This is a genomic window from Phyllobacterium sp., from assembly GCF_037994425.1.
Classification (GTDB): Bacteria; Pseudomonadota; Alphaproteobacteria; order Rhizobiales; family Rhizobiaceae; genus Phyllobacterium.
The window spans coordinates 1-19,296 of sequence record NZ_JBBNAM010000120.1 but is presented as its reverse complement, the minus strand read 5'-3'; the positions used below and the strand labels follow the sequence as shown (position 1 = coordinate 19,296).

The 19,296-nt window shown below is 57.8% G+C and carries 20 protein-coding genes and 1 riboswitch; of the genes, 8 read left to right on the top strand and 12 right to left on the bottom strand.

The annotated features are described in order from the left end of the window. The first annotated feature begins 97 nt into the window (after positions 1-97). From secD to AAAB35_RS08615, 4 genes are all read left to right on the top strand, one after another. A complete protein-coding gene (gene secD / locus AAAB35_RS08630; RefSeq protein ID WP_340667817.1) occupies positions 98-2,626 on the top strand; it encodes a protein translocase subunit SecD in 2,529 nt (842 codons plus the stop codon). A gap of 181 nt (positions 2,627-2,807) precedes the next feature. Beyond that, complete coding sequence (ybaL, locus tag AAAB35_RS08625; protein WP_340667815.1) at positions 2,808-4,565, top strand: YbaL family putative K(+) efflux transporter; 1,758 nt, start codon at positions 2,808-2,810, stop codon at positions 4,563-4,565. A gap of 42 nt (positions 4,566-4,607) precedes the next feature. Continuing rightward, on the top strand, positions 4,608-5,558 hold the full coding sequence (locus AAAB35_RS08620) for a lysylphosphatidylglycerol synthase domain-containing protein (protein WP_340667814.1): 951 nt from the start codon (positions 4,608-4,610) through the stop codon (positions 5,556-5,558). A gap of 144 nt (positions 5,559-5,702) precedes the next feature. Further along, entirely contained in the window at positions 5,703-6,263 is a 561-nt protein-coding gene (locus AAAB35_RS08615) for an alpha/beta hydrolase (RefSeq protein ID WP_340667812.1), read from the top strand. A gap of 10 nt (positions 6,264-6,273) precedes the next feature. On the opposite strand, the gene cysW is transcribed toward AAAB35_RS08615, so the two are convergent. The 4 genes from cysW to AAAB35_RS08595 form a co-directional block, all read right to left on the bottom strand. Beyond that, complete coding sequence (cysW, locus tag AAAB35_RS08610; RefSeq protein ID WP_340667810.1) at positions 6,274-7,149, bottom strand: sulfate ABC transporter permease subunit CysW; 876 nt, start codon at positions 7,147-7,149, stop codon at positions 6,274-6,276. Beyond that, complete coding sequence (cysT, locus tag AAAB35_RS08605; RefSeq protein WP_340667809.1) at positions 7,133-7,975, bottom strand: sulfate ABC transporter permease subunit CysT; 843 nt, start codon at positions 7,973-7,975, stop codon at positions 7,133-7,135. Before cysT ends, cysW begins: the two co-directional genes overlap by 17 nt. Before the next feature lie 97 nt (positions 7,976-8,072). Then, a complete protein-coding gene (locus AAAB35_RS08600; RefSeq protein WP_340667807.1) occupies positions 8,073-9,080 on the bottom strand; it encodes a sulfate ABC transporter substrate-binding protein in 1,008 nt (335 codons plus the stop codon). A 220-nt stretch (positions 9,081-9,300) separates the two neighbouring features. Continuing rightward, positions 9,301-9,492: a hypothetical protein gene (locus AAAB35_RS08595; RefSeq protein WP_340667806.1), complete on the bottom strand. Its 192-nt coding sequence runs from the start codon at positions 9,490-9,492 to the stop codon at positions 9,301-9,303. Positions 9,493-9,796: 304 nt separating this feature from the next. Between AAAB35_RS08595 and AAAB35_RS08590 the strand changes: the two genes are divergently transcribed. The 3 genes from AAAB35_RS08590 to AAAB35_RS08580 all read left to right on the top strand — a co-directional run bounded on the left by AAAB35_RS08590 (position 9,797) and on the right by AAAB35_RS08580 (position 11,032). After that, positions 9,797-10,246 carry an Rrf2 family transcriptional regulator gene (locus tag AAAB35_RS08590; protein ID WP_340667805.1) on the top strand — a complete coding sequence of 150 codons (450 nt, stop codon included), beginning with the start codon at positions 9,797-9,799 and terminating at the stop codon, positions 10,244-10,246. Between the two features lie 89 nt (positions 10,247-10,335). Beyond that, positions 10,336-10,626: a metalloregulator ArsR/SmtB family transcription factor gene (locus AAAB35_RS08585; RefSeq protein WP_340667804.1), complete on the top strand. Its 291-nt coding sequence runs from the start codon at positions 10,336-10,338 to the stop codon at positions 10,624-10,626. A 13-nt stretch (positions 10,627-10,639) separates the two neighbouring features. Then, positions 10,640-11,032 carry a VOC family protein gene (locus AAAB35_RS08580; RefSeq protein WP_340667803.1) on the top strand — a complete coding sequence of 131 codons (393 nt, stop codon included), beginning with the start codon at positions 10,640-10,642 and terminating at the stop codon, positions 11,030-11,032. 20 nt (positions 11,033-11,052) lie between these two features. On the opposite strand, the gene AAAB35_RS08575 is transcribed toward AAAB35_RS08580, so the two are convergent. From AAAB35_RS08575 to AAAB35_RS08545, 7 genes are all read right to left on the bottom strand, one after another. Next, positions 11,053-11,826, bottom strand: coding sequence for a thiazole synthase (locus AAAB35_RS08575; protein ID WP_340667802.1), 774 nt, complete (start codon positions 11,824-11,826; stop codon positions 11,053-11,055). A 3-nt stretch (positions 11,827-11,829) separates the two neighbouring features. Further along, positions 11,830-12,027, bottom strand: a complete 198-nt coding sequence (gene thiS / locus AAAB35_RS08570; protein WP_340667801.1) for a sulfur carrier protein ThiS — start codon at positions 12,025-12,027, stop codon at positions 11,830-11,832. Continuing rightward, positions 12,024-12,983, bottom strand: coding sequence for a glycine oxidase ThiO (gene thiO / locus AAAB35_RS08565; RefSeq protein WP_340667800.1), 960 nt, complete (start codon positions 12,981-12,983; stop codon positions 12,024-12,026). Before thiO ends, thiS begins: the two co-directional genes overlap by 4 nt. 4 nt (positions 12,984-12,987) lie before the next feature. Continuing rightward, positions 12,988-14,790 carry a phosphomethylpyrimidine synthase ThiC gene (gene thiC / locus AAAB35_RS08560; RefSeq protein WP_340667799.1) on the bottom strand — a complete coding sequence of 601 codons (1,803 nt, stop codon included), beginning with the start codon at positions 14,788-14,790 and terminating at the stop codon, positions 12,988-12,990. Positions 14,791-14,951: 161 nt separating this feature from the next. Further along, positions 14,952-15,070, bottom strand: a riboswitch (TPP riboswitch). Positions 15,071-15,118: 48 nt separating this feature from the next. Next, a complete protein-coding gene (locus AAAB35_RS08555) occupies positions 15,119-15,670 on the bottom strand; it encodes an NAD(P)H-dependent oxidoreductase (protein WP_340667798.1) in 552 nt (183 codons plus the stop codon). A 199-nt stretch (positions 15,671-15,869) separates the two neighbouring features. Beyond that, a complete protein-coding gene (gene rpsU / locus AAAB35_RS08550) occupies positions 15,870-16,139 on the bottom strand; it encodes a 30S ribosomal protein S21 (RefSeq protein WP_340667797.1) in 270 nt (89 codons plus the stop codon). 240 nt (positions 16,140-16,379) lie between these two features. Beyond that, the gene (locus AAAB35_RS08545) at positions 16,380-16,724 is read right to left on the bottom strand and encodes a RidA family protein (protein WP_340667795.1); all 345 of its coding nucleotides are present in this window, start codon (positions 16,722-16,724) and stop codon (positions 16,380-16,382) included. A 457-nt stretch (positions 16,725-17,181) separates the two neighbouring features. Between AAAB35_RS08545 and AAAB35_RS08540 the strand changes: the two genes are divergently transcribed. Next, complete coding sequence (locus AAAB35_RS08540) at positions 17,182-18,321, top strand: tyrosine-type recombinase/integrase (RefSeq protein ID WP_340667794.1); 1,140 nt, start codon at positions 17,182-17,184, stop codon at positions 18,319-18,321. Between the two features lie 652 nt (positions 18,322-18,973). On the opposite strand, the gene AAAB35_RS08535 is transcribed toward AAAB35_RS08540, so the two are convergent. Beyond that, on the bottom strand, positions 18,974-19,296 hold a 323-nt coding region (locus AAAB35_RS08535), incomplete at its 5' end, for an SDR family oxidoreductase (protein WP_340667793.1).

Below are 19,296 nucleotides of genomic sequence, written 5' to 3'. Positions count from 1 at the left end.
TTTCCGGCAGGAAATGACGGAAACAACTCCGGCGGTCGCCAGGCAGACTCGTAAGCGGTTCCCTGCAGCGCCCCGTATCTCATAACGGAACACGACCATGCGTACTTCGAGGTGGGTCCTCTGGACCTATATTTTCATTATTCTGGCGGGCATTACGCTCGCGCTTCCCAACCTCTTCACCAAGGCCCAGCTTGACGCCATGCCGGGTTGGTTCCCAAAGAAGCAGGTGGCGCTCGGCCTCGACCTGCGCGGCGGCTCATACCTCGTTCTCGAGGTCGATGCTGCGGCTCTGAAGAAGGACCGCATTCGCTCGATACTCGATGATGCGCGCGGCCATTTACGCACTGCGAAAATCCAGCCGCAGTCAGTCCGGGTTGCCGGCGACTCGGTCATCGTGACGCTTTCCGACCCCTCGCAGCGCGATGCTGCGGTTGCAGCTCTTCGCGAGCTTTCCTCGCAGGTTGCACAGGTCGGCTTCGCTGCGCCGGTCAGCGATATCGACATTTCCTCCACCGACAATCAGGTCCGCCTGACGCTGACCGAAGCCGGCATGAAGGACAAGCTCGACAATGCTTTGCAGCAAAGTCTTGAAATCGTCCGCCGCCGCGTCGACCAGGTGGGCGTCGCCGAACCCTCCATCCAGCGTGTCGGTTCCGACCGCATCGTCGTCCAGCTGCCGGGGCTCCAGGACCCGAGCCAGTTGCGTGCGCTTCTCGGCAGCACGGCTAAGATGACTTTCCATATGGTTGCCAATCATGATGCCGGGACCAACCCGCCTCCCGGCGTTTCAATCCTTCCCGATGCAAAGGATCCGGGCGTCACCTTCCCGGTCGAAGATCGCGTGGCAATCAGCGGCGAACGGTTGACCGACGCTCGCGCCGCATTCGACCAGCAGACCAACCAGCCGATCATCACCTTCCGCTTTGACAATGTCGGCGCACGCCAGTTTGCCGACATCACGAGCCAGAATGTGGGGCGTCCCTTCGCAATCGTGCTTGACGGCAAGGTTCTGACTGCGCCGGTCATCCAGGTACCGATTACCGGCGGCTCCGGCCAGATCACCGGCAACTTCACCGTTGAGGACACGGTGACGACGGCCGCGCTGCTTCGCGCCGGCGCTCTTCCCGCCCCGCTCACTGTCATTGAAGAGCGGACGGTAGGACCTGATCTTGGCGGCGACGTCATCAAGATGGGCCTTCTTACCGGCTTCATCGGCTTCGCCCTCGTCGTTGCCTTCATCTTCATCCTCTACAGCGGCTGGGGCCTCATCGCCAACCTTGCCCTCGCACTCAATGTCGCTTTGACCTTCGGCATACTCAGCCTGCTCGGGGCAACACTGACCCTGCCCGGCATTGCCGCCATCATCCTCGGTATCGGCTTTGCAGTGGATGCGAACATTCTCATCAACGAGCGTATCCGCGAAGAAGCGCGCAAGGGCATCGGCGCAATGGCGGCGGTCGACCGTGGCTTCAGACTTGCCTATTCGACCATCGTCGACGCCAACGCCACGCACCTGATCGCGACGTTCCTGCTGTTCCTGTTCGGTACCGGTCCGGTCCGCGGCTTTGCGATCACCATGATCATCGGCGCCCTCGTCTCGATGTTCACGGCCGTCACCGTCGTTCGCATCATCATGATGGCGATCGTCCGTCGCCGTAAGATGAAGACCATCCGCATCGAGCATATGTTCAAGCTCGTTCCGGAGAACACAAACATCTCGTTCATGAATGCCCGCTTCTTTGGTATTGGCGTTTCAATCTTCCTGTCGATCGCATCGGTGATCCTGTTCATACACCCCGGCCTCAACTACGGCATCGACTTCAAGGGTGGTATCCAGGTCGACGTGACGACCTCGCAGCCCGCCGACCTCGCCACGATGCGTTCGACGCTCGAGGGGCTTGGGCTTGGCGAAGTTGCCCTGCAGCAGGGCGGCGGCGACAATCGTGTCCTTATCCGGGTACAGCGCCAGGAAGGTGGCGAAGAGGCGCAGACCGTGGCCGTCACCAAGGTCAAGGACGCTGTGCAGAAGCTTGATCCGGGCGTGAAGTTCGAAAGCTCCGAAGTCGTCGGGCCAAAGGTCAGCGGCGAACTCGCGCGGTCCGGTATCCTTGCCGTCGTCCTCGCCAGCCTCGCGATGCTGTTCTACATCTGGTGGCGGTTCGAGTGGCACTTTGCGCTTGGCGCCATTGCCACGCTCATCCTCGATACGACCAAGACCGTCGGCTTCTTCGCCCTGATGGGCCTTGACTTCAACTTGACTGCGATTGCCGCCCTTTTGACGATCATCGGCTATTCGGTCAACGACAAGGTCGTGGTCTATGACCGCATGCGCGAAAACCTTCGCATCCACAAGAAGATGCCGCTGCGCCAGATCATCGACCTCAGTATCAACCAGACATTGGCGCGCTGTATCTACACCTCGCTGACCGTCTTCCTCGCCATGCTTCCGATGGCAATCTGGGGCGGCAAGGCCGTGGAAAATTTCGCCCTGCCCATGCTCTTTGGCGTCATCATCGCGACATCTTCCTCGCTTTTCATTGCAGCACCAATTCTGCTGCTGCTTGGAACCTGGTGGGAAAAGAACCACCCGCAGCGCATTGGCGAAAAGCCGGTCGCGCAAAGTTGATCACACGCGGTCAGTTCAAAGCCTAAATATTTGCGGCACATGGAAAAAACGCATTCCATGTGCCGCAGATTTGACGAAAGCGGTTTGCAAGACTTTCTTCGTACGCAATACTGCGACAGGTCCTGTTCGCAGGCTCATCACTTATTCCTTTTCAACAATCCCACGGAGGAGACGCCGACATATGCCTCATGAAACGCCGCTGATTGCGACAATCGTCATTGGCCTGGTTCTGGCCTTCATTTTCGGTGCGATTGCCAATCGGTTGCGAATTCCTCCTCTTGTCGGATACCTCCTCGCCGGCGTGCTCGCTGGCTCACACACCCCCGGTTTCGTTGCTGATCAAAAGCTGGCGGCAGAACTCGCCGAAATCGGCGTTATCCTTCTGATGTTCGGCGTCGGCCTGCATTTCTCCCTGAAAGACCTGCTTTCAGTACGGGCGATCGCCATTCCGGGCGCGGTCGTCCAGATCGTGGTTGCGACGATCCTTGGTGCCGGCCTTGCCTGGATCCTCGGCTGGGGTCTGCAGGCGGGCCTCGTATTTGGTCTCGCGCTATCGGTCGCCAGTACCGTCGTGCTCCTGCGCGCCATGCAGGAGCGCCGGCTCATCGAGACCGAGCGCGGGCGTATCGCCGTCGGCTGGCTTATCGTCGAAGACCTCGCCATGGTTCTCGCGCTGGTTCTGTTGCCCGCAGTCGCAGGGGCACTCAACAGCAGCGGCGACGGAGAACAGGCGATGCGGGCGCTCAGCGATCCGATCGTCAACTATTTCAATCTCGGTGTCGGCGGCGTCATCCTATTGACCCTTGGCAAGGTTGCGGCTTTCGTGGCGGTCATGCTGATCGTCGGCCGCCGCGTAATCCCGTGGACGCTGCACGCCATTGCTCACACCGGTTCACGCGAGCTATTCCGCCTCGCGGTCCTTGCTATCGCTCTCGGCGTTGCTTTCGGCGCGGCAAAGCTCTTTGGCGTATCGTTGGCGCTTGGCGCCTTCTTTGCCGGCATGATCATGAGCGAATCCGAACTCAGCCATCGGGCGGCGGAAGAATCGCTGCCATTGCGCGATGCTTTTGCGGTTCTGTTTTTCGTTTCGGTCGGCATGCTGTTCGATCCGATGACCATCGTGCACGATCCGCTGCCATTGCTCGCGACGCTGGCAATCATTGTCGTCGGCAAATCGCTGGCGGCATTTTTCATCGTTCGTGCCTTTGGCTACCCCTCCGGGACAGCCCTGATCATCTCCGCCAGCCTTGCGCAGATCGGCGAATTTTCCTTCATCCTGGCAGAGCTCGGTGTCGATCTCGGCATGCTCCCGCAGGAAGGCCGCGACCTGATCCTTGGTGGCGCGATCCTATCGATCCTCGTAAATCCCCTTGCCTTTGCCGCCGTCACGTACCTGAAGCCAAGACTCGAGAAGCGCGCCGCTGCAGTCGAGCCGGTTGCCGCTGCGGCCGAGCCGTCCGCCGTAGAGGAGCAAGCCGCCGAGGAAATCCAGCCCACGGCGCTCACGGATCATGCGGTGCTGGTCGGCTACGGCCGGGTCGGCAGCCTGGTCGGAGACGCGTTGAAGGAACGCGGCAAGCCTTTCCTCGTTATTGAGGATGCCGATAAGACGGTCGCCAAGCTGCGTGATGAAAATATCGAGACCATCGTCGGTAATGCCGCCAATGGCGATGTGCTTGCGGCAGCCAATCTGGTTGGAGCACGGCAATTGATCCTTGCGATCCCCAATGCCTTCGAGGCGGGTCAAGTCGTCGTCAAGGCACGGGCCGCAAACCCGACGATCAATATACTGGCGCGGGCTCATTCCGATGCCGAGGTGCAGCACTTGCAGGATCTCGGTGCCGATACGGTGATCATGGGCGAGCGCGAGATAGCACGAGGCATCGTCGCCCAAATCCTCGGCCTTGACGAACCGGTGCCTGCACCATTGACTGAATAAAGATAATAACAAAACGACGGGAATGAGTGGGCAGGACTTAGCATGAAGCTGAAGGATTATGTATGGCCGGTGATAGGGCTGGCCGCCGTCGGGATTTCCGTATGGCTCCTCTATAAGGAGTTGCGGAGTATCTCGCTGGATGACGTGATCGACAGCATCTACGCCATTCCTCCCCACCGCTGGCTGCTTGCTGCACTTTCCTCGCTCATCGCCTATGCGGCGCTTGCAGGCTATGACCGGATCGCGCTCTTGCACCTTCGCCGCAAGATTTCTTGGCTGTTCATTGCCCTTTGTTCGTTCACGACTTACGCGCTGTCGCACAATATTGGCGCCTCCGTCCTTTCAGGCGCCGTGGTCCGCTATCGCGCCTATTCCTCGCAGGGGATGAGCGGACCGGAAATCGCACTCCTTATCGCATTCTGCTCCTTTACCTTCATGCTTGGTATACTGACGCTCAGTGCCTTCGTGCTGTTGATCGAGCCTGAAATTCTTCAGCGCTTCAGCGCCGAATTGCCGCTCTCCGTCAGCTATGTCCTTGGCTTCGGATCGCTGGCCATCGTTCTACTCTACGTGTTCGGCAGCTGGCTGCATTTCAAGCCTTTGCGCATCCGCCAATTCACGCTCGAATATCCGCGTCTTTCGGTTGTCGCGCAGCAGCTTGTCGTCGGGCCCCTCGAACTCATCGGCGCGGCAGCCATTATCTATTTCACCTTGCCGGCCGAAGGAAATCCGGGGTTTCTCATCGTTCTCGGCATTTTTCTCATATCGTTCTCCGCCGCTCTCATTTCCCACGCCCCTGGCGGCCTTGGCGTACTTGAACTTGTCTTTCTTACAGGCTTGCCCGACATGAATCATGCCGACGTTCTCGCGGCTCTCATCATATTCCGCCTGTTCTATCTGCTCATCCCTTTTGCCCTCTCGCTTCTTGTCGTGCTCTATTTCGAGCGTTCGCAGCTCCTTATCCGCTGGTACAAGAAGGATGGAGAAACCTAGATCGTTTTCACGATAGCGCTGTTTTGCGCGGCTTATTTTCTCGTTAAGCCGCCTCTTTAGTGGGCTGTTCCTTCAAGGATTTATGCGGCAACCGTATTTTGAGGCCAATTAGAGTTCCTTTGCATCAAGGGAGTTATGGCACCGATGACGACATTGATCATACCGGGATATCGCGGATCAGAGAGCGGCCATTGGCAAAGGCAATGGCTGGTCGAAGATGACACCGCGCATCTCGTCGAGCAGGACGATTGGGAAAACCCGATCCTGTCGCAGTGGCTTCACGTTCTAGAGGCAAAGCTGGCCGAAACGCCAGACGCCGTCCTCGTGGCGCACAGTCTCGGCTGCGTTCTCGTATCTCACCTCGCCACCCGGCCGTCGGCGGCGCATGTGGCAGGGGCCGTTCTCGTTGCCCCGGCCGATGCGGAACGCATGGCCGCGCAGGATCCGAAGTTTGCCAGCTTTGCGCCCCTGCCCCGTCACAATCTTCGCTTTCCGTCGATCGTCGTCGCCAGCCGCAACGACCCCTACATCTCGTTCAACAAGGCGGAAGCACTTGCCGGCGTCTGGGGTTCGGGATTTGTCGACCTGCAATTTGCCGGGCATATCAATGTCGAAAGCGGTTTTGGCGCGTGGCCCGAAGGTCATATTCTCGCCAATTCATTGCGGCGCCCGCAGCGCGAGTTCCGCACTCGACGCGCGGCCTGAAGCGTTCGTTTTAGCCAGATTTTTGCTTGCGCTCGAGGATGTACTTCAGAACCAGCGTCAGGATCGCGATCAATGCCAGTGTCGATGAGGCGGCGAAGGCGCCGGTGACATTGTAGTCGTTGAAAAGCAATTCGATCTGAAGGGGCAATGTATTGGTCTGGCCGCGAATAGCGCCCGACACGACGGATACGGCGCCGAACTCCCCCATGACGCGAGCGTTGCAAAGCACCGCGCCATAGAGCAACGCCCACTTGATGTTCGGCAGCGTCACGTAAAGAAACGTCTGCAAACCGGTGGCGCCGAGCGTAATGGCCGCTTCCTCGTCCTCGCTCCCCTGTGCCTGCATCAGAGGAATGAGTTCGCGCGCGACAAAGGGGCTCGTAACAAACAGGCTGACGAGAAAGATCGCCGGCACGGTAAACATGATCTTGATGTCGTAGTTCTCGAGCAGTGGCCCAAGCAGGCCCTGACTGCCGTAGAGAAACAGATAGGTCACACCTGCGACAATCGGCGAGACCGAAAACGGTATCTCGATGAGGCTTATCAGAATCTGCCGGCCGGGAAAGCGATAGCGAGTGACGAGCCAGGCTGCGCAGATACCGAACACCATGTTGATCGGTACGACGACAATCGCGGTCAATACCGTCAGCCAGATTGCGTGGAGGGTCGCGGGCTGGGAGATTTGCGAAAGATAGACACCCATCCCCTCACGGAAGGCGTAGGTGAAAATCACCAGCATCGGGACGCCGATAAACAGGAGCGAAAGGAGGATCGCTGCACCGATCAGAACACGGTGCATGGTACTTACCGCCGGCGTTCCAGGACGCCGCGAGAATTGGGCTGTCGCGGCTGGGGCAGGCAGGGCGGATTCAGTTGCGTTCTGCATAGCGGAGACGCCAGGCCTGGATGGAATTTGTTACGACAAGCATGAGAAAGGCAGTGACCAGCATCACCGTGGCGAGCGCCGCAGCGGCGGGGTAATCGTATTCGTCAAGCCTTATGAATACGAGCAGCGACATGACCTCGGTTTCGAACGGCAAATTACCCGAAATGAAGACGATGGCACCGAATTCACCGAGGCTTCGGGCGAAAGAAAGGCTGCAACCGGCTATGAATGCTGGCAAAATTGCCGGCCAGATGACCCTCGAAAATATCTGCCAATTGGAAGCGCCAAGCGATCGGGCCGCCTCCTCGACATCCGTTGCGAGATCCTCCAGCACCGGCTGAACTGTCCGGATGACGAAGGGAATGCTGGTAAACATCATGGCGAGCGCAATCCCCAGCGGCGCATAGGCTACCTTGATGCCGAGCGGCTCGAGATAGCGACCGAACCAGCCATTGGCCGAAAAGACGGTTACGAGGGCGAGGCCCGCGACTGCGGTCGGCAATGCGAAGGGTAGATCGACGATAGCGTCGAGAAGCCGGCGGCCCGGAAAGTCATAGCGAACAAGCACCCAGGCGAGAAGCAGGCCGAACATCGCATTGAGAAGGGTCGCCAGCGCCGCCGTCGTCACGGTTATCCGATAAGTTGCAAGCGCCCTCTCGGATGTAACGATCGTCCAGAAATCGGCCCAGCCGAGATTGACCGACTTGTAGAGCATGGCGAAAAGCGGCAGCGCCACGATTGCGATGAAGTAGAGCAAGGTAACACCAAGGGTGAGACCAAAGCCGGGCAGGATTCCGCGCGAAGAAGACCTTGAAAACAATGACATTCCAGCTTTCTAGCTTGTGCATGCCCGAATGCAAGACGGACCGCAAATAGAACGGCGCAGCATCGTCGCTGCGCCGTGTCCCCTGTGGTTCACACGGCTAGCGCTTGGTGAACACCTTGTCGAGGATCCCGCCTTCGGAGAAATGCTCCTTGGTAACCTTGTTCCAGCCACCAAATACGTCCTCCACCGTCAGAAGCCGTGTTTCCGGGAACTGGTCCGAATACTTCGCCTTGACGGAAGCATCGTTCACGCGATTGAAGTTCTGCGCAAGGATGTCCTGGCCCTCAGGCGTGTAGAGGAATTTGAGATAGTCTTCCGCAACTGCGCGTGAGCCGCGCTTGTCGACGACCTTGTCCACGACTGTGACGGGAAATTCGGCGAGCAGGCTGACCGGAGGAACCACAGCCTCGTATTTGTCTTCGCCCAGTTGCTTGCGCGTGCCGAGCACCTCGGCCTCAAAAGTAATAAGCACGTCGCCGATGCCGCGCTCGGCAAAGGTCGTGGTCGCCGCGCGCCCACCCGTATCGAAGACCGGCACGTTGGCGAACAGCTTCTTGACGAACTCCTGCGCCTTCGCTTCGTCCTTGTTGTTGGCTTCGAGTGCATAGGCATAGGCGGCAAGATAGGTATAGCGTGCGTTGCCCGACGTCTTGGGGTTTGGGAACACGACCTTGACGTCGTCACGTACCAGGTCGTCCCAATTCTTGATGTTCTTGGGGTTTCCGGCGCGTACCAGAAAAGCCGGCAGCGAATAGTAGGGCGATGAATTGTTCGGCAGGCGCGACTGCCAGTCAGCGGGGATGAAATCGCCCTTGTCGTGCAGGACCTGGACATCGGTCACCTGGTTGAACGTAACGACGTCGGCCTCGAGGCCCTCGAGGATTGAGCGCGCCTGCTTGGACGAGCCGGCATGCGACTGGTTAACGGTGATTTCCTTGCCCTTTTCGTTCTTGTAAGCGGCCGAAAACGCCTTGTCGATCTGCTCGTAGAGTTCACGTGAAATATCGTAGGATACGTTGAGAATATCGGTCGGCTCGTCGGCCGCCTTCGCCGCGGCGAGGCTGAACCCAAGCGCCACGGCCGTCAAAACCAGTAATCTTTTCATTAAAATCTCCCGCGAGGGCCGGGAGCGAATGCACCGGCACTGATGATCACTGCCGCTCGGGTTTGAGAGGGGCAATTTTTGCCAGAATGGCGATGCCTGCCCCTATACGAAAGAATGTTTGTTCTAATATTACACCTACAAATGAAATCCAGTTCTACAACGCAAGGAATAGTGAGCAAGAACCCATACCGTGGTCCACCGTCCGACGAAGCGCAGGCGATTACCAGAATCCGCGATGCTGCCAGCACCAGAGGAAGTCTTCCTCCGTCCAGTTGCGATGCCGCTTGGCCGAGGCTTCCTCGCAGTCGCGCTTTTTCGCGTCACCTGAGGTAAGGTCCAACGTATCCGCCGTGAATACTTCGCGCCACAAGCGTTCGGCACGACTGAAAATGTTCGATACTTCACTGTACATTGCGACCTCCGAAAATGGTTGCGGTTGCAGAGTGCAGTTGCCTTTGGGGTCAACCGATATCCGATGATGACGGGTTGAAATGATTTGTCAATAATCTCTACCGGATCAATCGTGTATCAAATTTGTGAAAATATCGACGTCCGTCACGCGGGGTTCTTAATGAATTCTTATTTTTCAGCGCCTTACACACCATTTTTAAGCCATTTCTCTGCCGCAAAAATAACTCAAATTTTTAACCCTTCTACACTAGAAAAAGTTATGCGACGGACTATGACTGCACCCAAACGGTAGTCAGGCAAAGAAAATGATATCGCAAAAAGCCAAGTACGCACTGCGGGCCCTTGTCGTACTCGCCAGAGCGGATGCCGAGAAGGTGCTCTTCATCTCCGATATTGCCGAAGAGCAAAACATCCCGAAGAAGTTTCTCGAACAGATTCTTCTAGATCTGAAGCATCAGGGCATCGTCATGAGCCGTCGGGGCAAGATGGGCGGCTACCTGCTGCTCAAGCCCGCCGAGGACATTACGTTTGGCGAGGTGCTACGGCTTATCGACGGGCCCATCGCGCCCCTGCCCTGCCTCAGCAAGATCGCCTATCGCCGCTGCGAGGACTGCGCCAGTGAGGCGACTTGTGAAATTCGCCACGTTTTCAACGAAGTTGCCAATGTGACGCGCGGCGTCCTCGACAAGACGACGATTGCCGACTGCCTCGTCTACGGCGAAAATCACAACGCCGCGGCCTTGCTTGACAGCTAGAACGTTCGCTCAGGCACCATGCGCCCATAGTCCCAAAGCAATCTATGGCTGCTCCTTGACATGCAATAATATTATTGCATATTTAGGCTGTGAACGATGATGAACTCGATCGCCTCTTCAAGGCGCTTGGCGACCCAACCCGTCGCAAGATCATAGATCGACTGCGCGAGCGTCCGAGGCAATCGTTATTCGAAATCTGCGCTCTTTTTTACGCGGAGAATGGGATGGCCCTTTCGCGTCAGGCGGTCACGCAGCATCTGGACATGCTGGAAAAAGCCGGCCTTGTCCGTGTCGAATGGTCGGGCCGGACCAAGATTCACTGTCTCGATCCTGGTCCGTTGCGAGAAGCGGTTGATTTTTGGCTTCGCAACCACCTCTAGAAAGGAGAACCCGATGAGAATCTGGGTGACCAGCGTCCTTGTGGACGACCAGTCGAAAGCCATGGACTTCTACACGCGTGTTTTGGGGTTCACCTTGAAGCATGACGTGCCCATGGGAGAACATCGCTGGCTGACGGTAGTCTCGCCGCAAGACCCCGAAGGAACGGAACTGCTTCTCGAACCGAGCGAACATCCCGCCGTCAAGCCTTTCAAGGCCGCGCTCGTTGAGGACGGTATCCCGGCGACATCGTTCAAGGTCGATAATGTCGATGCCGAATATCACAGGCTTCGTTCGCTCGGCGTCGCCTTCGCGCGCGAACCGATGGATGCCGGACCCGTCAGGATGGCAGTCTTCGATGATACCTGCGGAAATCTCATTCAATTGGTAGAGATGAAGGCCGATTAAGGGCTCGAAACTGTCCCAACTTAACTGAACACGGCCGTGCCGATCACCGGTGTCGACGGCACGGCGACATCGCGCGGCTCCAGCATGCCTGCCCGGTGGGCGGCATGGCCGGCTTCGGTTGCCTTCGCGAACGCGTGGGCCATCGCCACCGGGTCGCCGGCCTTTGCAACTGCCGTGTTGAGAAGGATCGCGTCAAAGCCGAGTTCCATGACCGTTGCCGCATGCGACGGGCGGCCGAGACCGGCATCGACGATCATCGGAATATCGGGAAAGTGACCTCTCAACGAACGGAGGGCGTGAAGGTTAAGCGGTCCCTGCGCCGAGCCAATCGGCGCGCACCAGGGCATAAGCACCTCGCAGCCGGCACCGATCAACCGTTCAGCCACAACGAGGTCGTCGGTCGTATAGGGAAAAACCTTGAACCCGTCATCCGTGAGCACGCGCGCGGCTTCAACAAGGGCGAAAACGTCCGGTTGCAGCGTATCGTGATTGCCGATGACCTCCAGCTTGATCCAGTCGGTAGCGAACAGGTCGCGTGCCATCTGCGCCGTGAGCACGGCTTCCTTGACAGTGTGGCAACCGGCGGTATTCGGCAGGATGCGTACGCCCGACGAGCGGATCAACGACCAGAACCGGTCGCCGGAACTGCCGCCCGCTGTTTCGCGTCGCAGTGACACCGTGGCGACCCCCGTGCCGGAAGCCTTGATTGCTTCCATAAGGATCGCTGGTGAAGGATATTGGGCCGTCCCGAGCAATAGGTGCGAGGCAAGCTCGATACCGTAGAGCGTAAGCATGCTTCAGCCCCCTTGCCGCGGCGTCAGAATTTCGACGCGGTCGCCCTCTTTGAGCAAACATTCCGGGCGCTCCGTCGACCGGACGAGTTCGCCATTCAGCGCAGTCGCCAGCCAGTCTCCCTCGAACTGCAGTTCGGTGAGCAAGGCGTCGAGGAAATGCGCAGCGACATCACGGGTTTCGCCATTGACGATGAGTTTCATTGTACCTCGTTCCCTTGATCGAAAATCATACTCGCAGCCTGTCGCGCCATCGCCGGTGCGAGCAGGAAACCATGCCGGTAAAGCCCGTTGATGCTGATCACATTGCCGTCGCGAACAACGCGCGGCAGGTTGTCCGGATAGGCCGGCCGAATGCCGGTGCCCGTCTCGATGATTTCCGCCTCACCGAAGGCGGGATGCAGGCTATAGGCAGCGTTGATTAGCTCCATCGTCGAGCGTACGGTGATCGGCCCCGTAGCATCGCTTTCAATCATCGTTGCTCCCACCATGAAGGTCTGACCGGCGCGCGGCACGATGTAGACGGGAAAGCGCGGATGAACGAGGCGAATCGGGCGCGCGAGCGAAACATCCGTCGTGCGCAACAGCAGCATTTCACCGCGCACGCCGCGGATGCCTTCATCAGTGGTCGCACGGCCGAGACATTCGATCGTCCAGTCAAAGCGTGGGGCGGCCGACTGATCGGATTCGAACGATACGCCGGAGGCCGCAAGTTTTGCCGCCAGACTGACCAGCGCGTGCCGGGGGTCGAGATGCGCCTCGGTACCGAAATGGAGCCCTCGGCGAAAACGGCCAGCCAAATCGGGCTCCAGCGCAGCGACCGACTCTTCGTCGAGCAAGTCGAACCCAGACGTTTGCGTGCCGAAGCGATCGAGTTCCTTCTGGTCGCGGCCAGAGGCGAGAACCAGCGTCCCGTTTCGGGTCACAGTACCGGGAAGCGCCGCTTCCCACCAATCAGCCGCCGCCAATCCAAGGTCGACAACTGCTTGTTCGGCGCTTTCCCTTTCGCAATAGGGTGCGAGCATGCCGCCGGCATACCAGGACGCCGGCCTTCGCCCATCCGGCGACGGATCGACAACGGTCACATCGAGACCACGCGACATGAGTTCATGCGCCACCGCAAGGCCGGCAACGCCGGCTCCTCTGACAAGAACAGCCATGATGTCAGACACCGTTGTCGAGCGGCATATAGAGATCGCCGCCCTCGCGGAACTTCGCAGCCATGACCGCCATTCCCTCCTTCTGCGCCTCTGCCCTTATGTCGTGGGAGATGCGCATCGAGCAGAATTTCGGCCCGCACATGGAGCAGAAGTGCGCCACCTTGTGCGCTTCCTTCGGCAATGTCTCATCGTGATAGAGGCGGGCCGTTTCCGGATCGAGGGAGAGATTGAACTGGTCTTCCCAGCGAAATTCGAAGCGGGCCCGCGACAGCGCATCATCACGCAGTTTGGCGGCCGGATGCCCCTTGGCAAGATCGGCCGCATGGGCGGCGATCTTGTAGGTGATGACGCCGACCTTGACGTCGTCGCGATTAGGGAGGCCAAGGTGTTCCTTTGGGGTGACGTAGCAAAGCATCGCCGTCCCGAACCAGCCGATCATCGCCGCGCCGATGCCGGAGGTGATGTGATCGTATCCGGGTGCAATGTCCGTCGTCAGTGGTCCAAGCGTATAGAACGGCGCCTCGCCGCAAACGGCGAGCTGCTTGTCCATGTTCTCCTTGATCTTGTGCATCGGGACGTGGCCCGGCCCCTCGATCATTACCTGGCAATCCCTGGCCCAGGCAATTTGCGTGAGTTCGCCCAGCGTCTCGAGTTCGGCAAACTGCGCGGTGTCGTTGGCATCCGCTATCGAGCCCGGCCGCAGCCCATCGCCCAGTGAGAAGGACACGTCATAGGCGCGGCAGATGTCGCAGATTTCCGCGAAATGCTCGTAGACGAAGCTCTCCTTGTGATGATGCAGGCACCACTTCGCCATGATCGAGCCGCCGCGCGAAACAATGCCCGTCACCCGGTTTACGGTAAGCGGAATGTAGTGAAGGCGCACCCCTGCATGGATGGTGAAATAATCGACCCCCTGTTCGGCTTGTTCGACCAGCGTATCGCGGAAGATGTCCCAGGTCAGGTCCTCAGCAACGCCGCCGACTTTTTCCAGCGCCTGATAGAGCGGCACCGTGCCGATCGGCACTGGCGAGTTACGGATAATCCATTCGCGAATGTTGTGAATGTTTCGCCCGGTGGAAAGGTCCATCACCGTATCGGCGCCCCAGCGGGTCGCCCATACCATCTTCTCGACCTCTTCGGCCATCGACGACGTGACCGCGGAATTGCCGATATTGGCGTTGATCTTGACGAGGAAATTGCGGCCGATGATCATAGGTTCGAGTTCCGGGTGATTGATATTGGCGGGGATAATTGCCCTGCCTCGTGCAATCTCGTCGCGCACGAATTCGGGCGTCACGTGATCGGGGACGGCCGCTCCGAACGATTCGCCATCGCGCGCCGCCGCGAATCTTGCAACATCGCGGCCAAGATTTTCGCGAATCGCGGCGAACTCCATCTCCGGCGTGATGATCCCGGCTCTTGCATAGGCGAGTTGCGTGACGGCCGATCCATCCTTACCCATGTGAGGGCTGTTGCGAACCGGAAATGCCGGGGTCAGGCGGTCGCCCGTGGCAAAGCCGTTATCCGCGGGAAGAATATGACGGCCCTCATAGGCGCGGGTGTCGCCCCGTGCGTCGAGCCAGGTCTCGCGAATGCGTGGCAGGCCGCGCGCAATGTCAATCGCGGCGAGTGGATCGCTATAGGGCCCTGACGAGTCATAAACCGTGACGTTCGGTTCGCCCGCGGTCGGATGCACGGCGACCTCCCGCCTCGGGACACGTATATCCGCGTGGATGCGCCCGGGTTTGTAAATCTTGGTCGAAGCCGGCAGCGAACCTGCCGAAACGGTTGGAGTGATTGCGGTCATCATAAGGTTCCTTTGCTCCGCGAACGCACGTTCAGAGACGCCCGCAAGTTCAAATTGCCTGCATGCCGCATGTGGCGGCGCTGCAAGCGCGAAACCCAGTTCTGTGCCGGAAAGATGAAAGGCTTTCGCGAACCCTGACGGGAATCAGGACCCAATCGCCCGCGAAGACTTTTGCACCGTCCCTACGCCAGTATGAACTGGATCAGGTTCAACGGGTCACTGCGCTTGCCGATGGCCAGCAGTATCTCAGCCCCTTGCCGGGACTCCCCTGGTGAATATCTGTAAGAGACCCGCCCGCAACGCCGTTGTCAAGCGGGTCGGCATCCGACTAGGCGCGCAGGGGCTTCAAGGCCGCTGCCCATTTGGCGAGTTCCGCCAACATGGTCGTAGCGCTGTTCGTCATCGATTCGGTCGGCTGGAAGACACCTTCATCATCGATGAACTGCTGATACGAATGCACCGGGACACCATCCGGAATTGGCATCATCCTCAAGCCCGCGACCAACCCTTTTACCGACTCGACCGAGCGCAAGCCCCCGGAAACGCCGCCATAGCTGACAAAGCCCGCTGGTTTGTAGTTCCACTCTTTCGACAGATAGATCAATGCATTGATGAGGGATGGCGGAGCAAAATAATCGTACTCAGGCGTAACAAATACCGTTGCGTCGGCCGCATCGACAATGGTGCTCCATCGCTTGGTGTGAGCGCGCTCATTTCTGCATGCGCGGATGATGCGGTTCGTCAAGGAGAGGCAGGTTGATCTCGGGACGGTTTCGAACCGGGCGTCCTGCCTGGCAAATTCATGAAACCATTTTGCAACCGCCGGGCCGCCGCGGCCGGGGCGTGTGCTGGCAATAATAATGTTGAGTTTGAGCGCCATATGCTTGTCTCCATCATGCATGACTGAACGCCAGCATGAATAAGCAAGCCGCACTGCGCCGCCAAGAAGGCACTTTCCGGAAACCGCCCATGATATGATATCGGCAGGTAGTCCCGCGCCGCATGGGCAAAACGAAACCCGCCCCGGCAAAGCCGTGCGGGTTCTCTCGCTATAAATGACCGGACGAACCGGTCACCAACTATCGGTTGAAATCGCCACCGTTGCCGTTTGGACGAGGCGGCCGTTCCTTTTTCTTCGGACCGGGCAGAAGACCTTCGCGCTGTGCCTGCTTGCGAGCTGCCTTGCGGGCACGGCTGACGGCTTCGGCTTTTTCCCGCACACGGCGCTCGGACGGCTTTTCGAATGCCTGGCGCGCCTTCATTTCGCGGAAGAGACCCTCCCGCTGCATCTTCTTCTTCAGGACCCTGAGGGCCTGTTCAACATTGTTGTCTCGGACGAGTACTTGCAATCGTTTTCCTTACCCATGCTTGCCTCGTCTTGCGCAATCGCAATTGGCCACAATCAGACAAGCGTTTGAAGAATTGCCCCTGTGGCAATCCGGAGAAGCGCGGACTTTATGCATTTCCGCGCCAAAAATCCAGTCTGCCCGCGCAATTTACTCGGGCTTTACCGCCAAGAAACGGCCTTTTCGGCACGATTACCGTAGCAATAGCGCGAACGACGCGCGTGATCGTGCGCCGGCGCCGAATCAGAGAGCAGCGGTGATGATGATCTCGACCTTGTATTCAGGCGTTGCGAGCTTTGCTTCACCGGTCGCGCGGGCCGGCGTGTTGGCCGGGTCGACCCAAGCATCCCAAACCGCGTTCATCTCGCCGAAGTCCTTCATGTCATCAAGCCAGATGATGGCCTGCAGCAACTTCGACTTGTCGGTGCCGGCCTCCTTGAGCAGGCTATCGACCGACGCAAGGACGTCCTTGGTCTGCTCGGTAACGCTCTTGCCGGGGCCACCAACCTGGCCGGCGAGGTATACCGTATTGCCATGGATGACAGCTTGGCTCATACGCGGACCAACTTGAATACGACGGATGCTCATGGGGAAGTCTCCTCTAGCGTTTGCCGGCAGGTTGAGTCTGCCTTGCTTGCATGAAAAAAGGGCCATGCGGCCCTTTTTTCAAAAGAATGGTGGGCACAGTAGGGATCGAACCTACGACCCGCTGATTAAGAGTCAGCTTCAACTGATTGGCGCTTGTTACCGTACTTTATCATTCGTTTGCAAGCGTAATTACTTATCTGATTTCATTAAACCAAACGTTGTCAGGCTTTGTCATTCGTTTTCGCGCCATTGCTGCCAATACGTTGCCAAGTCCCAAAAACTCTACGAAAACGTCGGTATCAAATTCGCTTTCTTCCCCGTCTATACCGAGCGCCTCGGGAGGATAAGCGTTGAGGATAGTTACCGACCCAGCGGCCCGCTAAGACCCCGGCAACCTCCATAGGAAGCTTCCATGTTCTGTGGAGTTCCATTGTCGACAATCTGAGGTCGTTCAACCATGAATATCGATGCACATGAAAAAAAGAACAAGCCTGGCACCGTTTGGAATTGCCCGAAGGTGCCGGGACTTCGTCTCCGGCACATGACGACGAAATCGGTCTATTACCTCTCGTATCGCACGCGGACCACCAGAGTTCAGCGCAATATGAAGCTTGCGGACCAGCGGGTGATAACCCTGACCGCCGTTCGCGACATGGCAAAGGCAATATTGGTCCGGGTCGCCCACGGCGAAGATCCCGCATGGCAAAAGAAGGAGCTTGCCAAACGGCCGACAATGGCGTTGCTCAAAGAGCATCATCTGACGAAGCACGCGGATACCAAAAACAAATCGTCATGGGCTGAAGATGTTGGGGCCTACTATGACAACCATGTCATACCGCATTTCGGTGCCGACAAAGTCATTGCTGACGTCACAGAAGCCGAGATTAACGAACTGCACTGGAGAATGCGGAAAACTCCTTCGGCGGCAAATCGCTGCATGTCCATGCTGAAAAAAGCCTTCTCGCTATCGGAGAAATGGGGATGGCGACCCCGCAATTCGAATCCGGTACAGATTGATCGATACAAGGAGGTCAAGCGGAAACGGCTGCCGTCCGCCGACGAAGCGGTACGTTTGCTTGTCGCCATCAACAACATGCGCGCTGACAATCCCTGGTTCGCGGGCCTCATCGAACTTCTATGCTTCACCGGGGCACGCAAAGAAGAAATCATGTCGTCGAAATGGGCATGGATACGTGATGACGGATTGCATTTGCCCGATTCAAAGACCGGCGAAAAAGTCGTTGCCCTGTCGCGCGAGGCCCGTAAAGTCCTTAAGACCATTCCACGGGTCAAGGCTAACCCGTATATCATTCCCGGCCATATCAAGGGCAAGCATCTGGTCAACTCCGCGAAACCCTGGGCTACCCTTCTGAAAGCCGCCAACGTCGAAGGGTTACGGATGCACGATTTGCGTCGCTTTTTCGCTTCCGCCGGGCTTTCCAGCGGCCTCAATCTGTCAACCGTCGGCGAGCTACTTGGACATATGGAAGCATCCACAACGAAGCGCTATGCATTCCTGTTGGCGGGAGAGTCACAGAAGGCCGCCGATATCGCATCCGAGCGCGTTAGAGCCATAATGACCAACGGGGTAACATAGTCGTTGATGAACTCAGGGCCAGCGGTTTTCAATCGAGGGGTCTGCTCGAGCACTCCGCAACGATCGATGCTAGAAAATATTGCGTGGAAAACCAAAATTGGCTTTTGCCTCCATGTAGTTGCAGAATCTGAGCAACACCGCTTTTGTTGTCACGTATTACTTGAGAACAACGTATTCTGTGTCCATAAGCAACAGTAGTTCGATGTTTAACGGTTTGACAATTTATTGGCGTAACGAGCTGCCAAATGTAACAATAACGTTGCGTGCATTGGTCCAGCCGAACTGAAGATGCAAATGAACGCAAGTACGGTTGTCGCGACCGTCCTAAGCCTAAGCCTGAAAATTGGAGTCCCTCAGAGATGGCACGGCCATAATTTCAGATTGTATTGCATCTCCATCTCCCCAGCCGACCTGTCGTGTGGTGCCCTGAATGTGGACGAGGCGATGGTGTCAAAGCCATTTTGCAGTTTTAGTTACAGGTCGATCTGCATAATTCCGGTAATCGGATTTCGTTATAACCAATCCAGCGCATAACCCGCGACGGCAATCTTTAATTGAGTCGAGGCCAGACTTCGCAGCATTTTTGACCGCCAATGCAGCGTCAATTCGCGTTGCAAAAATACCAATAGAATCTCTTCCTGTGTCGACGTGTTCACTTGGCCAGATAGCCGCCGTCCGCGTCGAAGCATGCTCCGGTCACAAAGGATGCGGCGTCGGATAGCAAAAAGACGATAACGTTCGCAATTTCATCCGCCTGGCCAAGGCGCGCCATTGGGTGCAACAGCGCCGCCGCCTGTTTCTTCTCAACGCTCAGGTGACCGAGCAACGGCGTTTCAATAAAGCCTGGCGCGACAGAGTTTATCCGGATGCCCTGCGACGCATGATCCAGCGCGGCAACCTTTGTGAGGCCGATCACGCCATGTTTGGCCGCCGTGTAGGCGGGCTGGCCGGCAAAGGCACGAAAACCCATAACTG

Bases quoted from the DNA above. Each gene is read 5' to 3' on its own strand.
- secD (WP_340667817.1), top strand. From the start codon at position 98: ATGCGTACTTCGAGGTGGGTCCTCTGGACCTATATTTTCATTATTCTG.
- ybaL (WP_340667815.1), top strand. From the start codon at position 2,808: ATGCCTCATGAAACGCCGCTGATTGCGACAATCGTCATTGGCCTGGTT.
- AAAB35_RS08620 (WP_340667814.1), top strand. From the start codon at position 4,608: ATGAAGCTGAAGGATTATGTATGGCCGGTGATAGGGCTGGCCGCCGTC.
- AAAB35_RS08615 (WP_340667812.1), top strand. From the start codon at position 5,703: ATGACGACATTGATCATACCGGGATATCGCGGATCAGAGAGCGGCCAT.
- cysW (WP_340667810.1), bottom strand. From the start codon at position 7,149: ATGCAGAACGCAACTGAATCCGCCCTGCCTGCCCCAGCCGCGACAGCC.
- cysT (WP_340667809.1), bottom strand. From the start codon at position 7,975: ATGTCATTGTTTTCAAGGTCTTCTTCGCGCGGAATCCTGCCCGGCTTT.
- AAAB35_RS08600 (WP_340667807.1), bottom strand. From the start codon at position 9,080: ATGAAAAGATTACTGGTTTTGACGGCCGTGGCGCTTGGGTTCAGCCTC.
- AAAB35_RS08595 (WP_340667806.1), bottom strand. From the start codon at position 9,492: ATGTACAGTGAAGTATCGAACATTTTCAGTCGTGCCGAACGCTTGTGG.
- AAAB35_RS08590 (WP_340667805.1), top strand. From the start codon at position 9,797: ATGATATCGCAAAAAGCCAAGTACGCACTGCGGGCCCTTGTCGTACTC.
- AAAB35_RS08580 (WP_340667803.1), top strand. From the start codon at position 10,640: ATGAGAATCTGGGTGACCAGCGTCCTTGTGGACGACCAGTCGAAAGCC.
- AAAB35_RS08575 (WP_340667802.1), bottom strand. From the start codon at position 11,826: ATGCTTACGCTCTACGGTATCGAGCTTGCCTCGCACCTATTGCTCGGG.
- thiS (WP_340667801.1), bottom strand. From the start codon at position 12,027: ATGAAACTCATCGTCAATGGCGAAACCCGTGATGTCGCTGCGCATTTC.
- thiO (WP_340667800.1), bottom strand. From the start codon at position 12,983: ATGGCTGTTCTTGTCAGAGGAGCCGGCGTTGCCGGCCTTGCGGTGGCG.
- thiC (WP_340667799.1), bottom strand. From the start codon at position 14,790: ATGACCGCAATCACTCCAACCGTTTCGGCAGGTTCGCTGCCGGCTTCG.
- AAAB35_RS08555 (WP_340667798.1), bottom strand. From the start codon at position 15,670: ATGGCGCTCAAACTCAACATTATTATTGCCAGCACACGCCCCGGCCGC.
- AAAB35_RS08545 (WP_340667795.1), bottom strand. From the start codon at position 16,724: ATGAGCATCCGTCGTATTCAAGTTGGTCCGCGTATGAGCCAAGCTGTC.
- AAAB35_RS08540 (WP_340667794.1), top strand. From the start codon at position 17,182: ATGAATATCGATGCACATGAAAAAAAGAACAAGCCTGGCACCGTTTGG.